This window comes from Lysinibacillus sp. LZ02 (genome assembly GCF_050613145.1).
Classification (GTDB): domain Bacteria; phylum Bacillota; class Bacilli; order Bacillales_A; family Planococcaceae; genus Lysinibacillus_B.
On record NZ_CP192507.1, the window covers coordinates 1,715,714 to 1,739,042 of the forward strand.

At 37.4% G+C, this 23,329-nt stretch carries 30 protein-coding genes; all 30 read left to right on the top strand.

The window, feature by feature from the left end; translation table 11 throughout:
* Window positions 1-39 precede the first annotated feature (39 nt).
* The 30 genes from ACQQ2I_RS08170 (at window position 40) to ACQQ2I_RS08315 (ending at window position 23,304) form a co-directional block, all read left to right on the top strand.
* The gene (locus ACQQ2I_RS08170) at window positions 40-690 is read left to right on the top strand and encodes an ORF6N domain-containing protein (protein WP_431030031.1); all 651 of its coding nucleotides are present in this window, start codon (window positions 40-42) and stop codon (window positions 688-690) included.
* On the top strand, window positions 687-1,484 hold the full coding sequence (locus ACQQ2I_RS08175; protein WP_431030032.1) for a conserved phage C-terminal domain-containing protein: 798 nt from the start codon (window positions 687-689) through the stop codon (window positions 1,482-1,484). Before ACQQ2I_RS08170 ends, ACQQ2I_RS08175 begins: the two co-directional genes overlap by 4 nt.
* Window positions 1,481-2,764: a replicative DNA helicase gene (locus ACQQ2I_RS08180; RefSeq protein ID WP_431030033.1), complete on the top strand. Its 1,284-nt coding sequence runs from the start codon at window positions 1,481-1,483 to the stop codon at window positions 2,762-2,764. The genes ACQQ2I_RS08175 and ACQQ2I_RS08180 overlap by 4 nt, the downstream gene beginning before the upstream one ends.
* Window positions 2,761-3,252, top strand: coding sequence for a hypothetical protein (locus tag ACQQ2I_RS08185; RefSeq protein ID WP_431030034.1), 492 nt, complete (start codon window positions 2,761-2,763; stop codon window positions 3,250-3,252). Before ACQQ2I_RS08180 ends, ACQQ2I_RS08185 begins: the two co-directional genes overlap by 4 nt.
* On the top strand, window positions 3,245-3,364 hold the full coding sequence (locus ACQQ2I_RS08190) for a BH0509 family protein (RefSeq protein ID WP_431030035.1): 120 nt from the start codon (window positions 3,245-3,247) through the stop codon (window positions 3,362-3,364). Before ACQQ2I_RS08185 ends, ACQQ2I_RS08190 begins: the two co-directional genes overlap by 8 nt.
* Window positions 3,365-4,050: 686 nt before the next feature.
* Window positions 4,051-4,179, top strand: a complete 129-nt coding sequence (locus tag ACQQ2I_RS08195; RefSeq protein WP_431030036.1) for a hypothetical protein — start codon at window positions 4,051-4,053, stop codon at window positions 4,177-4,179.
* Window positions 4,180-4,271: 92 nt separating this feature from the next.
* Complete coding sequence (locus ACQQ2I_RS08200; protein WP_431030037.1) at window positions 4,272-4,457, top strand: hypothetical protein; 186 nt, start codon at window positions 4,272-4,274, stop codon at window positions 4,455-4,457.
* Window positions 4,458-4,541: 84 nt separating this feature from the next.
* On the top strand, window positions 4,542-4,760 hold the full coding sequence (locus ACQQ2I_RS08205) for a hypothetical protein (protein WP_431030038.1): 219 nt from the start codon (window positions 4,542-4,544) through the stop codon (window positions 4,758-4,760).
* An 85-nt stretch (window positions 4,761-4,845) separates the two neighbouring features.
* Entirely contained in the window at window positions 4,846-5,043 is a 198-nt protein-coding gene (locus tag ACQQ2I_RS08210; protein WP_431030039.1) for an XtrA/YqaO family protein, read from the top strand.
* Complete coding sequence (locus ACQQ2I_RS08215) at window positions 5,044-5,730, top strand: hypothetical protein (protein WP_431030040.1); 687 nt, start codon at window positions 5,044-5,046, stop codon at window positions 5,728-5,730.
* Window positions 5,731-6,057: 327 nt separating this feature from the next.
* Window positions 6,058-6,609 (top strand): sigma factor-like helix-turn-helix DNA-binding protein, encoded by a 552-nt coding sequence (locus ACQQ2I_RS08220; RefSeq protein ID WP_431030041.1) that lies wholly within the window; start codon window positions 6,058-6,060, stop codon window positions 6,607-6,609.
* Window positions 6,606-7,163, top strand: coding sequence for a tyrosine-type recombinase/integrase (locus ACQQ2I_RS08225; RefSeq protein WP_431030042.1), 558 nt, complete (start codon window positions 6,606-6,608; stop codon window positions 7,161-7,163). Before ACQQ2I_RS08220 ends, ACQQ2I_RS08225 begins: the two co-directional genes overlap by 4 nt.
* A 321-nt stretch (window positions 7,164-7,484) precedes the next feature.
* Window positions 7,485-7,805, top strand: a complete 321-nt coding sequence (locus ACQQ2I_RS08230) for an HNH endonuclease (protein ID WP_431030043.1) — start codon at window positions 7,485-7,487, stop codon at window positions 7,803-7,805.
* A gap of 152 nt (window positions 7,806-7,957) precedes the next feature.
* The gene (locus ACQQ2I_RS08235) at window positions 7,958-8,458 is read left to right on the top strand and encodes a P27 family phage terminase small subunit (RefSeq protein WP_431030044.1); all 501 of its coding nucleotides are present in this window, start codon (window positions 7,958-7,960) and stop codon (window positions 8,456-8,458) included.
* The gene (locus ACQQ2I_RS08240; protein WP_431030045.1) at window positions 8,448-10,094 is read left to right on the top strand and encodes a terminase TerL endonuclease subunit; all 1,647 of its coding nucleotides are present in this window, start codon (window positions 8,448-8,450) and stop codon (window positions 10,092-10,094) included. Before ACQQ2I_RS08235 ends, ACQQ2I_RS08240 begins: the two co-directional genes overlap by 11 nt.
* Before the next feature lie 15 nt (window positions 10,095-10,109).
* A complete protein-coding gene (locus tag ACQQ2I_RS08245; RefSeq protein WP_431030046.1) occupies window positions 10,110-11,258 on the top strand; it encodes a phage portal protein in 1,149 nt (382 codons plus the stop codon).
* A 1-nt stretch (window position 11,259) separates the two neighbouring features.
* On the top strand, window positions 11,260-11,985 hold the full coding sequence (locus tag ACQQ2I_RS08250; protein ID WP_431030047.1) for a head maturation protease, ClpP-related: 726 nt from the start codon (window positions 11,260-11,262) through the stop codon (window positions 11,983-11,985).
* Between the two features lie 37 nt (window positions 11,986-12,022).
* Window positions 12,023-13,201 (top strand): phage major capsid protein, encoded by a 1,179-nt coding sequence (locus tag ACQQ2I_RS08255; protein ID WP_431030048.1) that lies wholly within the window; start codon window positions 12,023-12,025, stop codon window positions 13,199-13,201.
* Between the two features lie 12 nt (window positions 13,202-13,213).
* Window positions 13,214-13,516, top strand: coding sequence for a hypothetical protein (locus ACQQ2I_RS08260; protein WP_431030049.1), 303 nt, complete (start codon window positions 13,214-13,216; stop codon window positions 13,514-13,516).
* Window positions 13,517-13,519: 3 nt separating this feature from the next.
* A complete protein-coding gene (locus ACQQ2I_RS08265) occupies window positions 13,520-13,849 on the top strand; it encodes a hypothetical protein (RefSeq protein WP_431030050.1) in 330 nt (109 codons plus the stop codon).
* A 31-nt stretch (window positions 13,850-13,880) separates the two neighbouring features.
* A complete protein-coding gene (locus tag ACQQ2I_RS08270) occupies window positions 13,881-14,198 on the top strand; it encodes a head-tail adaptor protein (protein ID WP_431030051.1) in 318 nt (105 codons plus the stop codon).
* On the top strand, window positions 14,170-14,571 hold the full coding sequence (locus tag ACQQ2I_RS08275) for a hypothetical protein (RefSeq protein WP_431030052.1): 402 nt from the start codon (window positions 14,170-14,172) through the stop codon (window positions 14,569-14,571). Before ACQQ2I_RS08270 ends, ACQQ2I_RS08275 begins: the two co-directional genes overlap by 29 nt.
* 19 nt (window positions 14,572-14,590) lie before the next feature.
* Window positions 14,591-14,974 carry an HK97-gp10 family putative phage morphogenesis protein gene (locus tag ACQQ2I_RS08280; RefSeq protein WP_431030053.1) on the top strand — a complete coding sequence of 128 codons (384 nt, stop codon included), beginning with the start codon at window positions 14,591-14,593 and terminating at the stop codon, window positions 14,972-14,974.
* Between the two features lies 1 nt (window position 14,975).
* The gene (locus tag ACQQ2I_RS08285; RefSeq protein WP_431030054.1) at window positions 14,976-15,563 is read left to right on the top strand and encodes a phage tail protein; all 588 of its coding nucleotides are present in this window, start codon (window positions 14,976-14,978) and stop codon (window positions 15,561-15,563) included.
* A gap of 3 nt (window positions 15,564-15,566) precedes the next feature.
* Window positions 15,567-15,917 (top strand): hypothetical protein, encoded by a 351-nt coding sequence (locus ACQQ2I_RS08290; RefSeq protein WP_431030055.1) that lies wholly within the window; start codon window positions 15,567-15,569, stop codon window positions 15,915-15,917.
* Window positions 15,918-16,094: 177 nt separating this feature from the next.
* Window positions 16,095-18,902: a hypothetical protein gene (locus ACQQ2I_RS08295; protein WP_431030056.1), complete on the top strand. Its 2,808-nt coding sequence runs from the start codon at window positions 16,095-16,097 to the stop codon at window positions 18,900-18,902.
* Window positions 18,902-19,747: a phage tail family protein gene (locus tag ACQQ2I_RS08300; protein ID WP_431030057.1), complete on the top strand. Its 846-nt coding sequence runs from the start codon at window positions 18,902-18,904 to the stop codon at window positions 19,745-19,747. Before ACQQ2I_RS08295 ends, ACQQ2I_RS08300 begins: the two co-directional genes overlap by 1 nt.
* 13 nt (window positions 19,748-19,760) lie before the next feature.
* Window positions 19,761-21,866 carry a glycosyl hydrolase family 28-related protein gene (locus ACQQ2I_RS08305; protein ID WP_431030058.1) on the top strand — a complete coding sequence of 702 codons (2,106 nt, stop codon included), beginning with the start codon at window positions 19,761-19,763 and terminating at the stop codon, window positions 21,864-21,866.
* 285 nt (window positions 21,867-22,151) lie between these two features.
* Complete coding sequence (locus ACQQ2I_RS08310) at window positions 22,152-22,706, top strand: hypothetical protein (RefSeq protein WP_431030059.1); 555 nt, start codon at window positions 22,152-22,154, stop codon at window positions 22,704-22,706.
* A 64-nt stretch (window positions 22,707-22,770) separates the two neighbouring features.
* Window positions 22,771-23,304, top strand: a complete 534-nt coding sequence (locus ACQQ2I_RS08315; protein ID WP_431030060.1) for a hypothetical protein — start codon at window positions 22,771-22,773, stop codon at window positions 23,302-23,304.
* The last annotated feature ends 25 nt before the right edge of the window (window positions 23,305-23,329 follow it).

The following is a 23,329-nucleotide window of genomic DNA, read 5'->3' on the forward strand; positions in this document are numbered from 1 at the left end:
GACATTTTGTCGCCACCCTTTAAAAAAGGGGGATATTCTATGAGTTTTGATGTGATTGAACGTGAAGGGCAGCGTGTATTGACAACGGCACAAATTGCTCAAAGTTATGCAGCTGAAGCCAAAACCGTTACTCGTAATTTCCAACGTAACCAGCAACACTTTGAGCAAGGTGTTCACTACTTTGCATTGACGGGAGAGGCATTAAAGCAATTCAAAGGCGAGCGACAAAATGACGCCACCCTTAAATTCGCATCAGTGCTTTATTTATGGACGGAACAGGGAGCATTTTTACTTGCTAAGTCTTTGAATACGGATAAGGCATGGCAAGCGTATAATATGCTCATTTCGGAGTATTACAAAGTGACGCAACAGCTACAACAAACGCAAACTCAGACATTGCCTTATGACGAAAAGCGTTTTTTAGCGTTGGAGCAACGTGTAAAAGAAATAGAACTACAATTGCAGCTAGTCACGCTTCACTCTGGTGAACAGAAGCGGTTGCAGAAAGCGATCAGTGAGCGTGTATATGAGCTATGCAATATAAAAGCGCGTAGACCAGCTTATTTTAGCACGTTATATCGCGCCATTAAAAAACGTTATCATGTGGATTCTTATCGTGATATACCGCAGTGTCAATTACAAGACGCCTTGTATTTTGTTGCGCACTATGAGGGAGATGTTGGCATATGAATCTATTAATCAATGAGCCTCCGTTACAAGTTTTGCCTAGCCTTGCGAAAAAGGTTGGGCTGAACGGAGCAATATTTTTACAACAATTGCACTTTAGGTTGCTTATTTCAAATAACGAACGTGATGGCTTTAAGTGGATTTTTAAGACGTATGCAGAATGGCAAGAGGAGTTTCCTTTCTGGAGTTATGACACCGTAAAGCGTATTGTTGCTGATCTCGAAAAGGGCAGCTATATCATCACAACGAACAAATACAACAAGCTTAAGATGGACAAGACGAAATGGTATCGCATTAATTACTCGAAAATGGCTACATCACCGATGGGGCAAAATGCACCTTCGGACAGGGCAGATTGCACTGATGGGAGAGGGCAAGTTGCACCCACTGATGAGGGCAAAATGCACCGAGCAATACCTAAAGATATTAAGAGTATTAAAAATAATAATGTCGAGCAACTCGACGTTGTGCATCAAATTATTGAATATCTGAATGTTAAAGCATCGAAAAATTACAAAGCAACCACAACAGCTACTAAGCGACTGATTAACGGACGATTGGGCGATGGTTACACGCTAGAAGATTTTAAGCGGGTGATTGATGTGAAGGTTAAGCAGTGGCTACACAATCCAGATATGAACAAGTATTTGCGACCAGATACACTGTTTAACGCAACAAAGTTTGAAGGGTACTTGAACGAGGCACCAATAAAGCCAAATATACAAGCACAATCTTCATCACATGTTCAACCACAACAACCAATACTTGATTTTAGCGCAGGGGAGGAATTCAGATGATTATTATAGACCAAAACATCAGTCTAGAGCTCGTTGAAAAAAGTTTGTTAGGATCTATGCTTCATGAAAATTATTTAATCACAGACAGCCAAGTAAAAGCAGAGCATTTCACTACACAGGTTCACCAAACGATTTTTAATACAATGCAACAACTTGCTAACACAGGGAAAAGCATTGACTATATCACATTGTTAAGTAGTCGAGAGCCATTAGAGTTAGGTGGCGCTAACTATGTAGCAGATTTAAAAAACTATGCAAATACAACGAAATTTGACCAATACGCTGATATAGCAATGGCAAATTGGCGAGAGCAAACGAAACAACAAATTTTAGCACAGGCACAAGCTGAAAATTGGTCAATTCAAGACATTCAAACGAATCTTGATAACCTCAGCGATACTGGAGCGACTGTAAACACAAGTATCAAAGCAGATTTAATGCTTGCAGCAGATCGACCTTACGAACCATGCAGTGTAAAAAAAGGGATTACAACAGGGCTCGATGATTTGGATAAAATGACAAACGGTTTTCAAGATGGAGAATTGTTCATTCTTGCAGCTCGCCCATCGATGGGGAAAACGGACACACTTGACCACTTCGCTATTAATGCTGGGTTAAAAGGACATTTACCAATCATCATCTCGCTTGAAATGAAGCGTGAGACATTAATTGACCGTTTAATAGCAGCAGTTGGTAGCATCAATCGTTTAAATATGCGTGATCCATATACAACGATGTCTGATGAGCAAAAGGCGAAGTGGACACAAGCGATTGGGATTTTAAATACAACAAATATTCAAATCGATGATCGCCCAGCAATGACAGTGCCACAAATTCGGGCTTCTGCAAGAAAGCTTATCAAGCAAAATCCTGATAAGAAGCCGATTATTTTTATCGACTACTTGCAAATTATACGAGGCAATAATCCTCGTGATAATCAAACGCAAATTATCGGTCAAATCAGTTGGGATTTAAAGCAAATGGCACGTGAGTTTAATTGCCCTGTTGTTTGTCTATCACAGCTAAATCGAAGTGTAGAGCAACGACAAGATAAACGCCCTATTATGAGCGATATTCGCGATTCCGGCAACATTGAACAAGATGCTGATGTAATTGCTTTTCTGTATCGGGACGAATATTACAGCAAAGAAAGTGAAGCCAAGAATCAACTTGAAATCATTTTAGCCAAGCACCGTAACGGACCAACAGGAACAGTAACAGCAGCTTATGTAAAAGAAACAGGTCGCTTGTTAAACATTGATTGGGGTGCTGCCAGATGATGTTAATCACAGTAAAGGATTTGTTGGATTATAGCATTGATCAAGAATATAGCATGATGGCGCATATTTGTTATTGGGCTATCACTACTCAAAATGTTCAACTGGAAGATGACTCGAAAGTGATTGATCAGCTTGCGTTTGGTAGGCAGGCAATTACGCAGCTAATGCAACAAAACGTACTGGGATTAGGTCAAATCAAGCTTTATGTCATTACAGTTAATAAACATCTTTATGCATTCTATTTTGCACGAAACGGGTTGGAAGCTGCGTCACATCATAAGAGAATATTTCGCGAGCAACCACAAAACATCTCAGAGGCACCAAGATTAATGCATAAGCTGATGCACTTAACGAGCATTAACAAGGAAATATTTTTGATCGATTATCGCAAACAGATTTTACAGTTTCCAGCCTATATTGGACACGCTCGTTCAGGTGAATATGTATTGCACCGTTACGATGGACAGGCGGTGAGTCGAGTTGTCTAAAGAGGAACGTGAGGAACTAATTTCAATCATCATGCTACGTAAAAACTATGCTGAAGACATGTTACGTAATATGTCCGATAAAGAACTGCTAAAGATGTACAACAATCTATAGCATATATTTTTTTGAAATAGCTTTCCAAATTATATCTTTTATAGAGTTTACTAGTTGGTGAGACGGTGGTAATTGCATAGTTAAATTTATTTAGATAATGAGTGGTTTGAGGTAACAGAGCTTTTAAAGGCAGTTAATTAATAAGCACTTTGCATAAGAAAGGATCATCGTTAAACAAAATTCGGCGATTAATCACTTAATCGCCGAATTATTCAAGGGAGGCTATAGGCTTACGTTGGCATAATTTAATTATTTAATATCTAGCGTTTAATTATTAAATAATTAGCCATCGTTTAATTATTTAATAATTAGCTACCTCTAATGCACAACAGGTTATGCTGCTATGCACCAGAGGTTCTCTACAATTATCTTTTTTTAAAACCAAAATCGATTTTTATATCAATTTTAATCCACGGTTCTTTTAAGATAATAGTTGAGATAGCCATTATTAACAATAAACATAAAGCCATTAGCTTTTCCCCCATATTTAGTTTTATTTAGATGCCAATTGAACTGGCATTTATAATTGTAATTCTCATGATATAAATTTGTCAATAATAATACAAAAAGTTCATAAAAAACAAATTTTTAATATTACATCCAATTAATTTAATTATTTAATATCTAGCAAATAAAAAAGACTTGAGCAACCATTCAAGTGAATAGATATGAAGGGAGAGAGGAATTTGGGAAAAATGTGTTGGGGCTGTGGTCATTACTTAATCGGTGGTGGGTGCTGGAAAGACGGACAGATGTTGCAACCAGGTTGGAAAGATGTTCAGCCTGATAATACATGCAATTCGTGGATTCCATAAGGCACGAAAGGTACAGTAACTGATTTTGAAGAGATGAATGACGGTACATCGTGGGCTGAGAATGAGTATTTGAAGGATGATGAATCTAATTTGTGAAGGCAGTACGTGAAATGGAAAATAATAAATGGGTATATATCCAGTCAGAGCCAGGTCTTTATACAGTAGGTCGTTATGCATGGGAGTTAACCAATTTGCAAGTTCTGCAAGAGCCAGTAGCAGCTAAAGGTCAGCTAAGTTTATGGGAGTGGGCCAACAATGACGAGAAGAAGGAAGCATAGCAAAAAGAAAAGTAAACTCCACGATTTAATCGATTTTGTATTATCTATAGTCGATGTATTCTCGTGAAAAATGAGGTGTAAGGTATGGACAATATAAACATTTATGAAATCATCGGTTTGCATGATGATCCCGTGTATCAAAAGTTAGAGCAGCTCCAGCCAGATGATGAAATCCTAATAGATGCTCACACAGTCCGTTTAACTGACAAGTTCTATGAAGTGGAGAACGACGATGTGCACCTAGGCTTTAAGGATAAAATAGGCTGCTATCAATTTTTGAGTGGATTATTAGTAAGCAGTTAAAAAGAAAGCTACGGCGGGAACCGTAGCTATGATTTAGGACAACCCTTTGATTACGTCAATTTAATTATATCAGAGGGGTGTCTGTATGAGAATGCAAGAATTGAAAATAAATGTTGATGGGAAGCTCGCACTTGATATAATGGAATTGCCTGACAGTTGTGTGATTATATTGTCACAAGGTAAAGCCAAAGTCGCCGAGCTTCCTGCCTTTGCCGAAACCAAAATCGTCACACACCAAGGCCAGGTAAAACGAGTGAAATGGGACGAGGGTGAGGAGTTTTGAATGAAAAAGTATATAAAAATATTTGTAGGAGTATTAATAAGTATAGTTGTATATTTTCTAATATATATTTTTATTGATGAAAGTGTTGGCCTTATAATAATAAAACTAATTATATTTGTATATACTTTGAAGCTTATTGTTTGGTTAAGAGAAAAAGTGAATTATCAAGAAATAGAAAGTAATTTAAAATTTGTTAAGAGTAGCCCTAAAAGAATGTACATTTTATTTAATTGGCTTGGTGAAGAAAAAAGTTCAGATAGAATCATATACGAGTTAGTAGGGGATATTATAGATAAACCTTCAACTCTAGAAACATTAAGGGAGTTAAAAAGAGTTATTGAAAATAAAATAGGTGAAGAGATGGGAGACTATTATTTAATAAGAGAAATGCTTAAAAATAGTACCAAGTATAATTTTGGGGAGTATTTTAATGGTCTTTTCCAAACTATAATTTTAGGAACTATAGGGACTACGATAGTTACCCTTCTTATTAAGGAAATAAAAATCCCAAGTAAGTTTGATATGGATATAATAGTTTTATTACTTGATATATTTATTTATTCATTTTTTATAATCGGTTTTATTTCAATCTTATACCAAATAGTTTCAAAATCTAAAAGAAGAGCAAATACTGTACTTTTGGTTTTAGATGAAATAATAAAAGAAAAAGAAAAAAGTAAAGAATAGTTCTACCAGCCATCTGGAGGACAACAATTGATAGCAGCAAAACGCTGCCGTCTTTTGTTGTCCTCTTTTTGTTTTATCCAATCACTGTTCAAATGAGTATTCCGATTCGGAATGAAAGGGATGAGGCAATTGCGCACGTTGCAGGAGGAGTTGCGTGATAAGGGGTTATGTCAGGGTGACAAGAAGGGGACGACAAAAAGACGTCAGCCCATGAAAGAAATATTAAGTAGACGTGAAGTTGAGAGTTTGATGGGCAAGTATCGACAGACGTATAAGCGTGTGCGTGGATCAGTTCGTCAAAAATAATAGCAGGAGGTGCAACAACCCATGATACGGGAATTGTTAAAAGAGTATAAACAAACCGCAAAAGAAACACGACAGCGTTTAGATGAGGTCAATCGTACCTTGAAGCCATTGCAACTGAAAGATAAAAAAGATTTACGCAAACATGAACTGGAGCTGTTGCATCAACTGGAGCAAGATAAAAAGATTTTAAACGCTGCATTGTCTAGTTTAGTTTTTTCTATCAAGTGGATGAAGACGGGGAGAATGCCAGGAGCACAAAGAGGTATTGAAAAACGTTCAAGCTATGACGAACGGGAAGTGGTATCAGATCCGTATTGGATTCAGTTAAAAAAAGAATCCAATACAGATATATTCGAATGTAAGATAGATGAAGAACAAGAAGACTTCAAAGCTCAGTTATTACGAGATATCACAAAAAAACTAACGAAAACAGAGCGAGAAGTACTGGAGTTAAGAGCTAAAGAATTTTCAATACGGGAAACTGCAAGCATGTTAAATATACCAAAATCAACGGTTAGCGATATTTTGAAACGAACGCAAAATAAAATTAATGAGGAGTGGATGATTGTATGAATTTTGTAGAGCCTATTCGTGATTTAGAGCAACTGGCGGAATTTGAAGAACATTTCCGATCCACTAGCCAACGCAATTATGTGATGTTCATGATCGGTATTCATACAGCTTTTCGTATTTCTGATATATTAAAGCTAAAGGTATCAGATGTGGATGGCACGAACATTAGTGTATTGGAGCAGAAAACGAAAAAGCGAAAGCGTGCAGTCATGCGGCCAGTGTTACGTAGGGTGCTACAGGAGTACATCAAGGGAAAAAAGAAAAACGAATACTTATTTCCAAGTAGAAAGCGCACACGTTCAGGTGCACACAAACCAATTACAAGGCAGGCAGCAGACCATATATTAAAGCAGGCGGCGAAAGCGATTGGCTATCGTGATCGTATTGGTACACATTCGATGCGTAAAACGTTTGCTTATCATTTCTATCAAAAGCATGGAGATGTAGCTTCATTGCAAAAGATATTGAACCATCGAGATCAGAATACAACACTCATTTATATCGGTGTCGAACAGGATATGATTGATAACAAAATACTAGATTCAGACTATTAATGTCGCGTTCATAGAGATCCGGCATTTTTTTATTTGTCTGAAACATTGATATATCAATACGTTGGGAGGCTTTGATTGCTGTGAATTTTACATAATGAATGATAGTTGCAAATTCAAATGAAAGATTTTTTAAAATGCTTGATATGACTGTGTTTGTGGTGGTTTTACGAATCTTACTCTTTTAACAATATGTCAAATTCAAGAGAAAAAGTCGGACGATTTGCCATTAATAGTGAAAGGGTTAAAAGACTATATGTATGATTGGTGCCCAAAGAATACTGTCATGTGTTTCAATTTTTATCTTAATGGAGGTGGTTGACATTGCTAACACCTGAACGTCTCCAATGGCTACGCAAATTAATTACAGAGGACAAGGTCATCCGCTTCTATCAATGGTGCGAGTGGCGCAAGCTGAGGAAGAAAGCTTTAGAGCGTGATCGTTACGAGTGCCAGCAATGCAAACACAACGGCAGGTATAGCAAGGCGGAGAACGTTCATCACTTGAAGGAAGTAAAGGACTATCCAGAGCTTGCTATGACACTTAGTAACCTTGAATCTGTTTGTATTACTTGTCACAACAAAGAGCACAAACGATTTGCTAAGGTCAATCAGCCTCGTTTTATCAATGAAGAAAGGTGGTAACACCCCCCGGTCAAAAGTTTTGGCTTTTCTGGGAGAGGACGTGAAACGAGGGAGAGTGATGACTAAAGATATTTTTCGATTTCCTCGCGAGAAAATGCACACAAAAATGAAATGTATAAATATGCATACAGAAAGGTGGGCGGTGAGGGTGCATGAATCATGAACTAGCTTTTGAAGATTGGTTGGAAGGCATGAAGTACAAGGAGATTGCAGAGAAATACGGAGTCAAGATAGACACCGTAAAATCATGGTACAGACGATACAATTGGAAACAAAAAAAGGAAGAGCGCACACAAGAAAGTGGGCAATCAGCTGAGACGATTGCACCCGAAATCGTTGAGTTAGTACCAGGTAACAAAAAGCTTCGTCGGAAGATTGAAAAAGACCTTCGCGAACAACTTTTTGACAAAGGAGCAACACAAGCACATTTCATGGATCTTGTTGATGATTATCTTGCTCTTTGGGATGTAAAGAACATGCTGATTGAGGATATTAACGAGCGAGGGGTAACTGTTGCTGGTGCTCGCGGTGCAAAGAAAAATGACAGCATTGGCGAACTCAATAAAACGAATGCTCAAATGCTGAAAATTTTAAGTGAGCTAGGATTGAAAACGAGTGAGCTAAAAGATGATGGTGAGGACGATGACTATTAGAAAAAGTAACGTCCATATCGACAATTACATTAAAGCCGTTCGTAGCGGTAAGATTATTGCCAATAAGGACGTTCATCTTTTATTCGATTTAGTGGAATCTAAACTTGCCTTACCGAATGTCATCGTAAAAGATGATGAGGTAGAAGAAGCAATTGAGTCTATCGATAAATATTATGAATTTGATTTATTCCTTTGGGAGAAGTTCGTTATTGCCTGTATGTTCGGCTTGTTTTATGATGACGGCTCCCTAGTATTTAACGAATTTCTTTTATTGATGGGGCGTGGTGCCGGAAAAAATGCATTTATCGCAGCACTCTCTTTCCACTTTGTCGGTAAGCAAGGGATTCGTGGTTACAATGTTGATATTGTTGCAACATCTGAAAAGCAGGCGAAGACGTCTTTTAAAGACTTTTATGATATGCTCGATACGCATTGGAAGATATTTAAAAAGCATTTCAAAAAGACGCTAGAAGTCATTCGCCATTTTAAAAATAAAGCAGAAGTAAACTATTATACAAACAACGCCAAGACGAAAGATGGTTTCCGTCCTGGCGTTGTTATTTTTGATGAGATTCACGCTTATGAAACAGAGGACAATATTAAAGTATTCACGTCCGGTTTAGGGAAAGTACCACGTCCACGCCGTATTTACATTACAACGGATGGGAATGTACGCGATGGCTTCTTAGATAGGATGAAGGAAGAGGCGGAAATGGTACTGCGTGGAGAGCTACCAAATTCACGTTTGTTTCCATTCCTTTGCCGCTTAGATGATCCAGACGAAGTACATGACCAGCGAATGTGGGAGAAGGCAAATCCCTCAATTCGTTATTTACCGGACCTTATGCTTGAAATGCAAATCGAATATGAGCGCATGCAAAACCGTCCGTCAGCTCGCATTGAGTTTATGACGAAACGTATGAATATTCCTTCTCAGTTATCAGCAGAGGGCGTTGCGGATTGGGATAAGATAAAGGCAACAAATCAGGAAATGCCTGACTTGCGCGGTGCTGAGTGTATCGGTGGTTTAGACTTTGCGGATATTCGAGATTTTGTAGGCTGTGGCTTGCTGTTTAAGCGAGATGGCATTCGTTATTTCAAGCACCACACATTCATTAATATTCGAGCGTTGCAGCTAAATAAGTTTAAGGTGGATATTGAGCTTGCTGTTGAAATGGGCTTAGTGACCATTGTATATGAGGAAACAAATAGCCCTCATGTAATGGCTGCATGGTTTGCGGAGCAAGCGAAGTATTATCGTATTAAGTTTATTGCGAGCGATTTATATCGAATCAATTATGTGCGTGAGGTATTTGCCGAATATGGCTTTGAGGTCAAAATTGCACGTAGTGGATCTAAGACACATACGCAACTGGAATCGACGATTGAAGATATGTTCGCCAATGAAAAAGTTGTCTATGGTGATGATTTAATGATGCGGTGGTACACGAATAATACCTACGTAAAGCGTGATGGAAAAGGGAATATCACATACGAGAAAATTGAGCCGAAGCTGCGTAAGACAGACGGCTTTTTTGCATTTCTTCATACTTTACAATTTGAATCTGAAATTGCAGAAGCCAAAACGATTACGAAAGAAAATGTGAAACGTGTTATTCGTAGCTATAGCTTTTAGAAAGGTGGTGGTAGCTTGGGCTTTTTGAAATGGGTAAAGGAATTCTTCCTTGATGACCGAAACGGTGCAGCGAGGCAATATCTTTACGAAGCAGCAGTAGAAGCAGCTTATAAAAACTTTGCGATTAGCGTTTGTATTGATTTAATTGCAAATACACTTTCAAAATGTGAGTTTCATACTTTTGTAGATGGGAAAACGATGCGGGGCGAAAATTATTACCTGTTTAATGTGCAGCCTAATCAAAATCAGAATGCATCGGAGTTTATTTATGATTTTGTCTCAAAGTTCTTCTATGAAAATGAAGCATTAATCATTATGAAGGATGAGCAATTATATATTGCCGATAGCTTTTCTGTAACAGATTATGCTTTTTATGAAAATGTATATAAGGATGTTGTAGTGAATGATTACAAGCTTCAAAAGACATTCGTTGAATCAGAGGTCATTCATTTAAAGCTACGCGATAAGAAGATTATCGATGCGATTGATAGCCTGTATAAAACCTATGGCAAGTTGCTAGGTTCAGCTATGAACTACTACAGGCGCAAAAATAATAAGCGGTACCTAATGAAGATGGACCATATTCGTGCGCAAGATGAAGAAACGCAGGCAGAGCTTGATGCATTAATTGAAGCTCAGTTGAAAAATTGGTTTGATCCAAAGAAGGAAGGTGTCGTGTTCCAGCTTCAAGAGGGGATGGAGCTTCAGGATATGTCCAGCTCCAAGGATGGAAAGGACAGTAACAGTCGAGATATTAGTAACCTTGTTCATGACATATTCGATTTTGTATCGATGGCTTTCCATGTACCGAAGAACTTGTTAAAGGGAGATTTAGCGGACTTAGAAAAGCAGGTAGACAGTTTCATTATGTTTGCGATTAGTCCGTTTGCAGAGCTTATAACCGATGAATACAACCGGAAGATTTACAGTAAGGAAGAATTTTTAAAGCGTACTTACATGAAGGTTGATACATCGAAAATTAAGCTACTTGATATTGTGCAAGCTGCTACAGCATATGACAAGTTCTTTGCGATTGGTGGCATGACAATCAACGAACTCTTACAGGAGCTTGGCAAAAATCCAATTGATGAGGACTGGGCAAATGAGCGATTCATTACAAAGAACTATCAGAAAGCTTCAATAGCATATGAAGGAGGTGAGTGAGTTGAGTAAAGTTCGATTTAAAGCTCGTTTCAAAAATGAAAAGTATAGTAATCAAATCCCAAAAATTCAGCGTCAATTTGAAGCTCGTGTTAATGGGGAAACTAACACAACTGAATTAATTATTTATGGGGTAATTGGTGACGGTTATGAGGATGGTATTTCTGCCATAGAAGTTGATGCAGCTTTAGCACAAGTTCAAACAGAGAATATCCTAGTCCGTATTAATAGCCCAGGTGGCGATGCATTTGAAGGGATTACAATTTATAATCGCTTAAAAGATCATAAAGCATATGTCAAAGTGATTGTCGATGGCTGGGCATGTTCTGCTGCATCCATTATTGCGATGGCTGCAGATCAATTAATCATGAATAAGGGTGCTTTATTTATGGTTCATGAAGGGATCACAATCATTTGGGGGAATAAGGCAGCGTTATTAGCTGAATATGAAGTCCTTAAGAAATTAGATGCCTCACTGGTGGATATTTATATGACCAAGGCACAGGTAAGTCGTGAGGAAATGGAAACGTTATTAGTAAATGAAACATGGTTTACAGCAGAGGAAGCAATGACAATCGGCTTTGCAACATCCGCAGATGAGACACCTCATCCACAACCAGCTGATCCAGAGGCATTCAAAAATAGTGTACTCGCTAAATTGCGAAAATCAGCTCCAACAAATCAACAATCAAATTTCATGGATAAATTTAAGCGCGGCCAACAAAGCTAGCGTTTTTTATTTTGTCTAAAAACAGGAGGGAAATTAGATGAAAAACTTAGATAATCCGACTAATCAAATCGGCATGACGGAAGAGGAAAAGAAAAATCAAATCGCAGGTTTAAAGGCAGCTTTCGAAAGCGGCGATGCATCCGAAGTTGCACAACGTATTATTGAGAACTACACAAATAATTTTGCGACTATTCAAGATTTAATTAATACAACTGCACGTGAGGCAAAACGTGCAAATGAAGAACAATGGGACCAAGCAATTTTAACTGCACGCGGCGTCCGTGAATTAACAAATGAAGAAAAGAAATTCTATAACGCTGCCATTGAAGTTGAATCGTTCGATGAAGTACTTGGTTTAATGCCACCTACTATTTATGAGCGTGTTTTTGAGGATTTAGCAACAGAGCATCCTCTTTTATCGAAAGTGAACTTCCAAACGGTTGGAGCTACAACTCGTTGGGTAGTTCGTAAAGAGGGAGCAACGACTGCCTTTTGGGGTGATGTAACAGCCGAAATTCAGGAGATGGTAGACAACGGCTTTGCGACAATTGATATGGGTATGTACAAATTAAGTGGATTCCTTGTTGTTGCAAAAGCAATGTTCGAACTTGGTCCAAAATGGTTAGACCGTTATGTTCGTGCATTACTTTCTGAAGTTGTATCGGCAGAAATCGAAGATGTCATTGTAAATGGTACAGGAAAGCAGCGGCCAATCGGTATGTTAAAGGATTTAGATGGTGCGGTTGTTAGTGGAGAATATCCTGATAAAACACCTATTGTTTTAGTTGATTTTACGCCGAAAACAATTGGCGAAAAAATTCTAGCACCAACAACTAAAAATGGTACGCGCCGTTATACAGGTGTTTCGTTAATGGTAAATCCATTTGATTATGCTTCGAAGTTTTTCGCAGCTGGTGCAAAGCAAAAAGATGACGGTACATGGACATGGAATAACTTTGCTGTTCCTGGCTTAGAAATTATTCAGTGTCCTGCTGTTCCATTGAATCGTATGATTTCTGGCAAGCCGAAAGATTATTTCTTAGGGGCAGGCTCTAACTCAACTTTAGAACATACAGATGTACTTCGAATGATTGAAGATCAGCGCCTGTATTTAGTACGCCAGTTAATAAATGGCCGTCCGTTAGATAATGATTCATTTACTATTTTTGATATTACGAATACAAAATTTGTAGCAGATCCAATAGATACAATTTAGGAGGGGAATTAGATGGAAGCCAAAGTTGTAACGACCTTTAAAGATAAGGAACATCAGCATGTGTATCGAGTTGGGGACAGTTATCCAGCAGAGGGCTTTGTAGCAGATGAGAAGCGTATTGAACTTCTTTCTAAGCCTCACTCTCGGACGAAAAAAGTGTATTTATTTGTGGAGAAAAAAGAAAAAGTTCCTGAAGACACAACAGAAAAGCAATCGACTGATACACCACCTACAAATGAAAATACCTCTGCAACTGCAGAACCGAAGAAAAAAACACCACCTCGTAAAAAGCCTACTACTGAAGTTGGTGAGTAATTGATGGATGAAATAGTGAAGGCTGAACTTCTTACGGAGTTAAAAGATAATTTACAAATAACGTGGGAGGACGATGTAACAGATCGTTCTCTTGTGCGTTTTATTACATCTAGTAAAAACGTCTTGAATGAACTTTGTAACGGTGAACTTGAATATGCTGCTGGAAGTACGGAGCGTGAATTGTTGTTAGAACGTTGTCGTTATATGTGGAACAACGCTACAGATTCATTTAGGGAGAATTATCGTAAAGATTTGCAACGGCTGAGTATGAAATATGCTGTGAAGAAGTTTAAAGAGAAGGAGGCTGATTCCTCTGAACAAACAACTTCGTAATGTGCATAATGATGGTGTTTTGTATTATGGCATGTATGTAACGCAGCGTAATAGTGCGCGGAAAGCGATTGGAAAAGAATTTGTCCCAGAAGGGCGCCTCTTCTATAAACAGTTGAGCATGCGCGAAAGTGACTATAACAAATTTGGTACGAACAGTACGAGTATTGATTTAAAAGTAAGAACATTAGCGCCTCCTTCATTTAATGTGTCAAAAGATGATTTGACTGTGAAGATTGGTGATGTTTTCTATACCGTAGAAAAAGTTGACTCAGATGGTCGGTATTTATTTTTCTATTTACATGCGATTGAGGGGGAGCAGGATGAACGAGAAGACGAAGAATCGAATTAATCAGTTGGATGACAAGTTAATTGAAAAATTAAATGTATTTGCCCCTGTCTTTCAGGACAGTGTGAGTGAGGATGAATTTAAAAAGCAACTCAAAGGTAAGTATCATTATTTTATTTTTGAAACAGGTGGGATGCAGCGGGCTGAAGAAAAGCAATTTACGCTAGTTCAGGATGTACTTGTGCGATTTTATGCGGAAGGTGTGGAGAATGTAGATCATGCTCAAATCGACGTCATTGCTTCATTAGAATCGGCTGGCTATACTTTTATTTCATCGAATAAAACAGCCATTCCTAAGGGCAAAGAAGATGCCTATATCGACGAAGTAGAATTTAACTTCCAAAGGTCATTTAAGTATGTGTGCCAATTGGCGTAGAACAGCATGGGTAATGGATTTGAGTGAGCTAGATACACTGTTTCGGCAAATGAAGCGTATACCTGGACGTTCTGAGACAATTATTAATGGTGTTTTGCGCGGTGAAGGAGCTCAAATGGTAATGGATGAGATTCAGCCGAACATTCCTTTATCACCTCTTAGAAAGAAGCATGCTCGCACAAGTAAAGCACTAACAGCGAAACATGGTAATTTAGAATTTACCATTCGACCAAAACGTTCATTTGAGTACATTAAATATCCTGATTTAGCCATTGGAACAAGTCATATGAATGAGCCTAGAAACTTTATGAAAAAAGGGCTTGATAAACAGACACCTCAAATAATCGTTAAGATGCTTGAGGGTATAAATGAAGAAATTATTCAGGTGTTAGGAGGGAATTAATATGGCAGAAAAAATTATTGAAGAATTCGATGCTACCCGAATCACAAATTTTGCAATCAAATTTAAAGGTGACGAGCAAGCTAGCTCTTTTGGTTGTGTAGGGAAAATTGAAGGATCTTCAGAATCAGTTGCGATTGTGAAAAAATGTGAGGCTGTTGAGAAAAAACGTAAGTCGAAAGTACAGAAAATGGTACTTACATTAAGTGCTCACGTAAAGGTAGCCACATTACGTCGTATTTTCGGTATTAAAAATAATGGACTAAAGCCAGGTGTGTATCGCTATGGGACAGATTCAATCGGTGAAGATTTCACTTTAACAGCTACAGCTATTGATGAGTTTGAAGATGAGCAGAAGCTAATTGCTTTCTCTAATTGTGCTAACAATACTGGATTTAAAATCACAGTTGAAAACGGTGTGGAGGAAGTAGCTGAGCTCGAACTCGAATATACAGCTCTACCGGATGTTAGCAACGGAATTTATTATGAAGCTTATCTAGCTGAATTAGATGAGGTTACGAAAGAACAATTTGTTTCGGATTGGCATAGTAACTTCACGCCAGAGCTAGTGAAAGCTATAGACGAGGTGTAATGTATGAAAGCAGAATTGATTACTGGTGAAAAAGTTGATATTGATGTAAATGTTAATGCGCTTACGCTCTACAATTTACAAAATGAAGGGGTAATTAGTGCCGATTTCCTTAGATCATTAACGACAGGTAAACCAAACGAAGTAACACCTGATGTTGGGGCTATTCTTCAAGCGGTGTATGCTGCATATCGTCAAAAAAATCCAAATGGCTTGAAATTTGAAGAATTTCTAAAGCAGTACCAATTTGATATGGAAACAGATCTTGAAATTTATTTTGCAATCATCTCCAAAAAAGCACGTACAGCTTTTCAGAAAGGCTTCCAGCAAGTAGCAGGTAAATCGAAAAAAAAGTAGATATTCCGAAGTTTGATATTGAATGCGTAGAGGATTTATATAGTCTCTACGTTTTTATTTTTGGTATTAATCCAGATGATTTTTGGCATAGATCTTTTAAATTCGTACAATCAATTGCTGATAGTAAATCATTGTTCGAAGGATGGAAGTCTGTGAAGAGAGAGGAGATGATGAAGGATGGCTAATAAGAATACAGAAGCAAAGGTGACTTTTAAAGTTTTCAACGAAGATTTTAATCGTGCCATGAAGGAGATGGATAATGCTTCTTCTAGAACACGAAAAGAACTTCAACTTGCTCAAGAGCAGCTGAAGGAAAACGGTACTGAATCAGAAAAACTGACAGCTAAAATGGATTCATTGAAGAAACAACATGAAATCGCTAGTGAAAAAGTAAGGCTTACTGCAGATCAGTTAGATAAAGCTAAACAAATCTTTGGTGAAAACTCCGAAGAAGTGGCCAAGCTTGAAAGTAAATTGCTATCCCTTCAAATCTCTGAGCAAAAGTATGCTAACCAATTGAGCACTACAAAGCAGGAGCTTACTCAGTATGAAAAAGCTTCAAATGATTTAAAGAATACATTGGCGTTAACCGAGAGTAGTCTTGATGATTTTGCTAATGTACTTGGCGATGATCTTGTTAAAGCATTGAATGATGGTACAGCTAACTCCAAGCAAATTGAGCAAGCCATTGAAAAGATTGGTCAATCTGCATTAGGTGTAGATGGTAATATGACCAAGCTACGAAATGCTCTACGTCAATTAGATGATGGAAATAGTCTTGAAGAGGTTCGACAGGAACTAAGTCGTCTGGGGCAAGAAGCGATTGAAGTTGAAAAAGACGTTGGTGGTTTAAAGGAAGCTATTGCAGGTATCGGTGGAACTATTGCCAGTGGCATAGGTATAGCTACTGCAGTAAATCAAGCATTAGAAATCAGTAGTTTAAATACGAAAATAGCCATTACCTTTGATGTTCCTGAAGAATCGATGGCAGCTGTTCGTGAGGCAACAAAACGTATTCAAGCATACGGTCTTGATGGGGAAGAAGCATTGGAAGCTGTACGACGTCAGTGGGCTTTAAATGCAGATGCTACAGATGAAGCCAACACTCGAATTGTTGAGGGAGCAGGTGTAATAGCCAGTGCTTATAATGGAATTGATTTAATTGAATTAGTTCAGGAAACGAATGAGGTCGCTGCTGCATTAGAAATTATGAATGATGAGGCACTGGCTTTAACGAATGTTTTGCTAAAAGCTGGATTCCCTCCAGAGCAGCTTGACATAATTTCTGAATACGGTACCCAGATGAAAGAGGCAGGCTTTAATGCTGCAGAAATCCAAGCGATTTTTGAAAAGGGCATTGATACAAAAACATGGAATATCGATAACTTAATGGACGGAGTGAAAGAGGTTCGTCTACAGATGGCCTCGTTCGGCTCAGAAGTACCAAAAGCTTTAAAACCTGCTTTGAAAGAAGCTGGCCTTTCTGCAGAACAATTTCAAAAATGGGGAGCTGCAGTTGCTTCAGGCGGCAAAGAGGGCTCTCAGGCACTTTCTGATATGGTTACGTGGTTAGACAGTATTGAAGATGCAACCTTGAAAAATGAAATTTCTACAGCGGCATTCGGTACTAAATGGGAAGACCAAGGGCAAAATATGACTGCTGTTTTTCAAGGGTTGAATGATGTGCAGGATAAAACCCGTCAGAATCAGGATGAACTAAACACTGCTATCGATCAAATGAACAATGATCCTACTGTACAATTTCGCCAAGCATTAACTGATATCCAAACGAATTTAGCCCCGGTGTTAATAGAAATCTCAAATGTGATTGGTGCTGTATCATCATGGACTAAGGAAAATTCCACATTTGCTACAACAGTGGTTACGGTAGTAGCAGTCATTGGGACAATTATTGGAATTTTGACTGCACTAGCTCCAGTAGTAACAGCTGCCACCACCGCTGCAGGAGCACTAGGTATTTCTATAGGTGCTATTGCTGCTCCAGTTGGTATCGCTATCGCAGCTATAACCGCAGTCATAGCAATTGGTGTAGCACTTTATAAAAATTGGGATGAGATAAAAGAAAAAGCAGGCGAATTGAAGGACGGTATATCGACCAAATTTTCAGAAGCAAAAGAGGCTGTATCAACAAAAGTAACTGAAATGAAAACGGATGCTATTAATAAAGTGAATCAAATGAAAGAAGATGCCATAAACAAATTCACCGAAGTAAAAACAGGCATCTCTAATAAAATTGGAGAAGCAAAAACATCAGTAGTGAATACCGTTGAAGAAATGAAAACAGGGGCTGTTAACAAAATTGTTTCATTAAAAGATGCAGCTACTAATAAATTTACAGAGGTAAAAACGGGCATATCCAATAAGATTGGAGAAGCAAAAACGTCAGTAGTGAATACCGTAGAGGAAATGAAAACAGGAGCACTTAATAAAATTTCTTCCTTAAAGGATGCTGCAGCTACCAAATTTAATGAAACGAAGGAAAGTATGTTACGTCCGATTCGAGAAGCAAAAACATCTGTAAGCAATGTTATTGATGATATAAAAGGTTTCTTTAGTAATTTATCTTTGAAAATTCCTGATATTAAGTTACCGAAGCTACCAAAGTTTAAACTGACTGGTGAGTTTAGTTTAAATCCACCTTCTGTACCGAAACTAAGTGTTACGTGGAATGCGAAAGGGGCCATTTTTACGAAGCCGACTGTATTTAATAGTCCGAACTACGGATTACAAGGTTTTGGTGAAGCAGGTCCTGAAGCTGCTATTCCATTAACGGATTCTGTTTTAGGTACAATTGGTGCGATGATTGCGCAGACAATGCCATCTAGTCAATCTGTTATTCAAATTGCACCAGCACCAATTTACCTTGATGGAAGGGAAATTGCCAAAGTGACATTTAACCATACTTCGAATTTACAGCATAATAGTGTGGCACTTAAAGCGTTCTCGAAAGGGGTTAATTTGTAATGAAATCAACATTCAACTTTAAGCTTATGCGTAAAGACGGTTCAAGCGTTAATATGCATGAGCTTAATTTTTGGGTAAATTACGCTCGGATTCAACCAATTCGTTTTACACGTCAATCCCAAACAGTAGAGGGGTACGATGGTTTTATTGAAACACACACGCAAATTAACACACGTTATATCGAAACGCAAATACAAGTAGAAGCATATGACACAGCTCATCTTGAGTCTATTCGTAATAAAATCTATGCGCTATTTAATCCTACTGAAGAATTTTATTTCATTCGAGACTTAGATCCATTTAAACGATACAAGGTGAAAGTGGCGGAATTAACTGGCTTGGAGTATGAGGAAGGTTCACTAGAAGATGGCTATTTTGCCGTTACCTTTGAAATGTTTAAACCCTACGCTGAATCAGTTGGAACTAGTTTAGACTTAGCCAATAAGAAGACCTGGGATGCCGGGCTATGGGGCTGGGACATGGGGGTGGATTGGGATGAAACGTATCAATGCACTTTCAATTTTTCTACATTTGTTGTGAAGAATATTGGTAATGTGGCGATTGATCCTTGTCAAAATGATCTTGAAATTACTTTGCAAGGTTCTTTTTCAAATGGTGTTCGTATTATTAATCATACAACAGGCGATGTATTTGAATATAATGCAGCTCTATCAGCTACAGATGTGTTGAAATTAAGCGGAATTCGAGCGTTTAAAAACGGTGTAAGTGCACTTAAAGCTACTAATAAAAAGCTATTGACATTAGCAAGTGGTGACAATCACATAACTATCGAGGGCGGTACTGTAATGACTATCGCTTTTAATTTTAGATTTTTATATCACTAAGGAAGGTGGTAACATGACAGTTTATTTAGATGAAACATCAAACCCAATCGATCCAGAAGAACGTGTAAAGATAAATCTGAACTGGCGACGAATTATGGGGGCATTTGTCAATTTACAACGCCAAATTAATATCTTAGCTGGTGGCCAAGAAGTAGATGAATTACTAGCACGTATTGATGAGGCAATTAATAATGCGATTAATACAACAACGAACACACAACAAGTACTAGATGATATATCGGCTGCATTAAATCAATTGGAACCAGTTTTAAATGACGCACTTGTTGCCACTAATAAGGCTAATGATGCAGCAGACGATGCCAATGTGTTGAATGTAGCACTGACAGCGTTAAAAGCTGATTTAGAACGATTACAAATCGATTTACAACCGATTGTTGATAGTGAAGTGCAACGTGTAACAAACGAGCAAGCACGTGTGAATGCAGAAACAAGTCGTAGTGATGCAGAGGCAGTACGTGTAAATGCAGAAACGCTTCGTATAACAGCCGAGCAAGCACGTATTGCGGCACACAATGAATTATTAGACTTGCTGACTAATTTTAAGTCATTGCCATATGATGCATCTGTTACGTATGATTTTCCAACGATTATTAGCTATAACGGCTCGTCATATATCGTGCTAAAAGGAGTGACAGGTATTGCACCAATAAACGACGGTATTAATTATCGTTTACTCGCTCAAAAAGGTGTTGATGGTACAGGTGCGGTATCAACTGTAAATAATGTTGCTCCTGATAGCACGGGAAATGTAAATTTAACATCTGCTAGTATTGGCGCAGCGAGCACTAGCGATTTAACGACAACTAATGATAATTTGGAGGCGTTAGACGGTATAGTTACTACGCATTTGGCAGACATCACTAACGTTAAATCTTACGGGGCTGTAGGTGACGGTGCTACTGACGATACTGATGCAATTCAACAGGCTTTAAATCAAGGTGGATTAATATTGATTCCATCGGGAACTTATTTAATTACTACTACTTTGCGTGTTCCTTCAAATACCATTTTATTAGGTACTGGGAATAGCATACTAAAGCGTAATGCTAGTATTTTAGCTATTCTGATTAACGATTCAGATGGCACACAAGGTTTATACAATGCTAACGAAAATATACTTATTGAAAATTTAACATTTGATAGTAACGGAACAAACTTTTCTACAAATGTATCTACATTAGCGTTCGGACATATGAGAGGTTTAACTTTAAGAAATGTGAAAATTTTAAATACGTTTGGTTGGCATTGCTTAGAATTGAATTCGTCACAGCATACACTTATTGAAGGATGTACATTTGACGATTTAAATGCGGGAACAGGTAATGAAATGTTACAAATTGACCTGGCTTATTCAAGTGGTGTATTCCCTTGGTTCGGTCCTTGGGATAATACACCATGTGAAGATGTTACAATTAGAAATTGTGTATTTAAAAATGGTGTATGTGGTATTGGTAGTCATTCGGCACAAGATGGATACAAACATAAAGTAATCAATATTTATGATAATCATTTTTCTAATTTAACAGAAGAATGTGTAAAACCTTACAATTGGGATGTAGTGGAGATTGAAGATAATTATATGTTAGGTGGTACTTATGGGATTTATATTTCCAATCCATTTTTATGTTATAACTACTCAATCGCAAATAACCACATAGAATCTCCTACAATTCGCGGAATTCACATTGCATTAAATGCTACAGATGTAAAAATATTAAAAAACAATGTTAATAATGCAACTAACCATGGAATTACTTTCAACGGACAATTAGACATCATTGTTGACGGTAATAAAGTGAAGAATTGTGGACAAGCGGGTATTTGGTCATACGGTAGTGAACAAGTGAAAATTATCAATAATTATTCTGTAGACAATGATAAAACTGTGACTGGCATTAGACAAGACATAATGATTGGTTATGGAACTAACGTGGCTAAAACTACAATAGTAAAAAATAATACAATGGGTACATTAGCTTATGGTAAAGCAGATTCTATAATTATTAAAGATAACTTTATAGGTAGCGTTACAGTAGGTGCAGATAATACCAATATACAAATTAGTGAAAACTTTATAAACAACACTTGGGTAATTTAAAAGACTATATTTCTTGTGTTATAGACAAAAGTTTTATTTTGCGCGGTAGTTTATTAGATGCATAATAACAAAAAATGCTAAACTAAGCAGTAAGAAAAGAGGTTGAGGGGATCTGATTAATTACTATATAGAATTACTAGTTAATGAAGAACTACATGAAAAAATTAAGGAGTGGGAAAAGAACAATGAAACAGAGATTGAGGAATTAATTTTAGAATTATTAGAGAATAAATTTACCTAATTTAAAATGCTTCTTTAATATTATTTATTAAAGGAGGGGATTAAATGACAATTTTGGAAGTTAAAATTAATCCTTTTATTGAATCCATTGAATCTAATATAAAAGAAGGTAATTGGTATTCTGCTTTGACTTTAGCATTAACCTTGCCTGATATCTGCGGGAGACTATCAACTCCTGAAGTTACATCGGGAAAGAGATATGCTAAATGGTTCGATGAATTTGTAGGGAGTAAGTATTTAATGGATGATATCTTGGGGCAACGACACATTTTTGCTAGTGGGAATGATTTTTATGCGCTAAGATGTGCTTTTTTACATCAAGGGGAATCGGATATTTCAATACAAAGAGCCAAAGAAACTGTTGAAAAATTTAAAATACAAGCGCCTAAAGTCATTGATGGTCAATATAGTGGTTCGCATAATGTTAAAATTGATCAATACTTGATGATTCGTTTAGATATTTTTTGTGAGGATATTGCAGAAGGTGTGAAAAAGTGGGTTTCCGAAAATAAAGGTAAGACAGATGTAGAAAAGAGAGCTAATCAATTAGTAATGATAGATAATAATAGTATTTCATACAATGGTGTTTTTATTGAATGAGTTATTTTATTATACAAATTTCTAAGTTTAGTTGAGTGATTATGCGCAAGAACATGGATTTTATATGAACAATTCCACTGAACTCCAAATTTCTAATTGTCAATCTCGTTGGTCTAGTAATAAAATTGGCGCCTACCAATATTATGATGGTTTTCATTTTTATAACACTTCAAAATTTATTATTAATGGGTGCGCTGTTTTCGGCGGTAATGGAACGGATTTAATTGACGGAGGAAAGGGTCAAACTGCATTCGCTATTTCGATGAGTGGCGCAACATCAAACGGTAAAATAATTGGAGTAATAACACATAATGTTAAAGGTGAAATTTTTGAGGATTCTGGAGTAACTAATATTAAAAAAGCCTCTATAATTAACGATAATTTACTTTCTGGTTTACGTTTTGTTGGAAATGGATCTTCGAGTGTTGCTGTTAATTTTTTAGAAGCTAGGAAAAATACATCGTATACAATTTCGATAACACCTACATGGAACACTAGTTTTTGGGTGACTAATGTCACAGTAAACGGATTTACTATTAATTTTTCAACAGTTCCAAATGAAGACAAAAACTGCTATTGGTCAGTCACGCAAGTCTAATTTAATACTAACTCCGTTCTTTATG

Excerpts from the sequence above, each read along its gene's own strand:
- ACQQ2I_RS08170 (WP_431030031.1), top strand. The coding sequence starts at position 40 with ATGAGTTTTGATGTGATTGAACGTGAAGGGCAGCGTGTATTGACAACG.
- ACQQ2I_RS08175 (WP_431030032.1), top strand. The coding sequence starts at position 687 with ATGAATCTATTAATCAATGAGCCTCCGTTACAAGTTTTGCCTAGCCTT.
- ACQQ2I_RS08180 (WP_431030033.1), top strand. The coding sequence starts at position 1,481 with ATGATTATTATAGACCAAAACATCAGTCTAGAGCTCGTTGAAAAAAGT.
- ACQQ2I_RS08185 (WP_431030034.1), top strand. The coding sequence starts at position 2,761 with ATGATGTTAATCACAGTAAAGGATTTGTTGGATTATAGCATTGATCAA.
- ACQQ2I_RS08205 (WP_431030038.1), top strand. The coding sequence starts at position 4,542 with ATGGACAATATAAACATTTATGAAATCATCGGTTTGCATGATGATCCC.
- ACQQ2I_RS08210 (WP_431030039.1), top strand. The coding sequence starts at position 4,846 with ATGAGAATGCAAGAATTGAAAATAAATGTTGATGGGAAGCTCGCACTT.
- ACQQ2I_RS08215 (WP_431030040.1), top strand. The coding sequence starts at position 5,044 with ATGAAAAAGTATATAAAAATATTTGTAGGAGTATTAATAAGTATAGTT.
- ACQQ2I_RS08220 (WP_431030041.1), top strand. The coding sequence starts at position 6,058 with ATGATACGGGAATTGTTAAAAGAGTATAAACAAACCGCAAAAGAAACA.
- ACQQ2I_RS08225 (WP_431030042.1), top strand. The coding sequence starts at position 6,606 with ATGAATTTTGTAGAGCCTATTCGTGATTTAGAGCAACTGGCGGAATTT.
- ACQQ2I_RS08235 (WP_431030044.1), top strand. The coding sequence starts at position 7,958 with ATGAATCATGAACTAGCTTTTGAAGATTGGTTGGAAGGCATGAAGTAC.
- ACQQ2I_RS08240 (WP_431030045.1), top strand. The coding sequence starts at position 8,448 with ATGACTATTAGAAAAAGTAACGTCCATATCGACAATTACATTAAAGCC.
- ACQQ2I_RS08255 (WP_431030048.1), top strand. The coding sequence starts at position 12,023 with ATGAAAAACTTAGATAATCCGACTAATCAAATCGGCATGACGGAAGAG.
- ACQQ2I_RS08260 (WP_431030049.1), top strand. The coding sequence starts at position 13,214 with ATGGAAGCCAAAGTTGTAACGACCTTTAAAGATAAGGAACATCAGCAT.
- ACQQ2I_RS08265 (WP_431030050.1), top strand. The coding sequence starts at position 13,520 with ATGGATGAAATAGTGAAGGCTGAACTTCTTACGGAGTTAAAAGATAAT.
- ACQQ2I_RS08270 (WP_431030051.1), top strand. The coding sequence starts at position 13,881 with ATGTATGTAACGCAGCGTAATAGTGCGCGGAAAGCGATTGGAAAAGAA.
- ACQQ2I_RS08275 (WP_431030052.1), top strand. The coding sequence starts at position 14,170 with ATGAACGAGAAGACGAAGAATCGAATTAATCAGTTGGATGACAAGTTA.
- ACQQ2I_RS08285 (WP_431030054.1), top strand. The coding sequence starts at position 14,976 with ATGGCAGAAAAAATTATTGAAGAATTCGATGCTACCCGAATCACAAAT.
- ACQQ2I_RS08290 (WP_431030055.1), top strand. The coding sequence starts at position 15,567 with ATGAAAGCAGAATTGATTACTGGTGAAAAAGTTGATATTGATGTAAAT.
- ACQQ2I_RS08295 (WP_431030056.1), top strand. The coding sequence starts at position 16,095 with ATGGCTAATAAGAATACAGAAGCAAAGGTGACTTTTAAAGTTTTCAAC.
- ACQQ2I_RS08300 (WP_431030057.1), top strand. The coding sequence starts at position 18,902 with ATGAAATCAACATTCAACTTTAAGCTTATGCGTAAAGACGGTTCAAGC.
- ACQQ2I_RS08305 (WP_431030058.1), top strand. The coding sequence starts at position 19,761 with ATGACAGTTTATTTAGATGAAACATCAAACCCAATCGATCCAGAAGAA.
- ACQQ2I_RS08310 (WP_431030059.1), top strand. The coding sequence starts at position 22,152 with ATGACAATTTTGGAAGTTAAAATTAATCCTTTTATTGAATCCATTGAA.
- ACQQ2I_RS08315 (WP_431030060.1), top strand. The coding sequence starts at position 22,771 with ATGAACAATTCCACTGAACTCCAAATTTCTAATTGTCAATCTCGTTGG.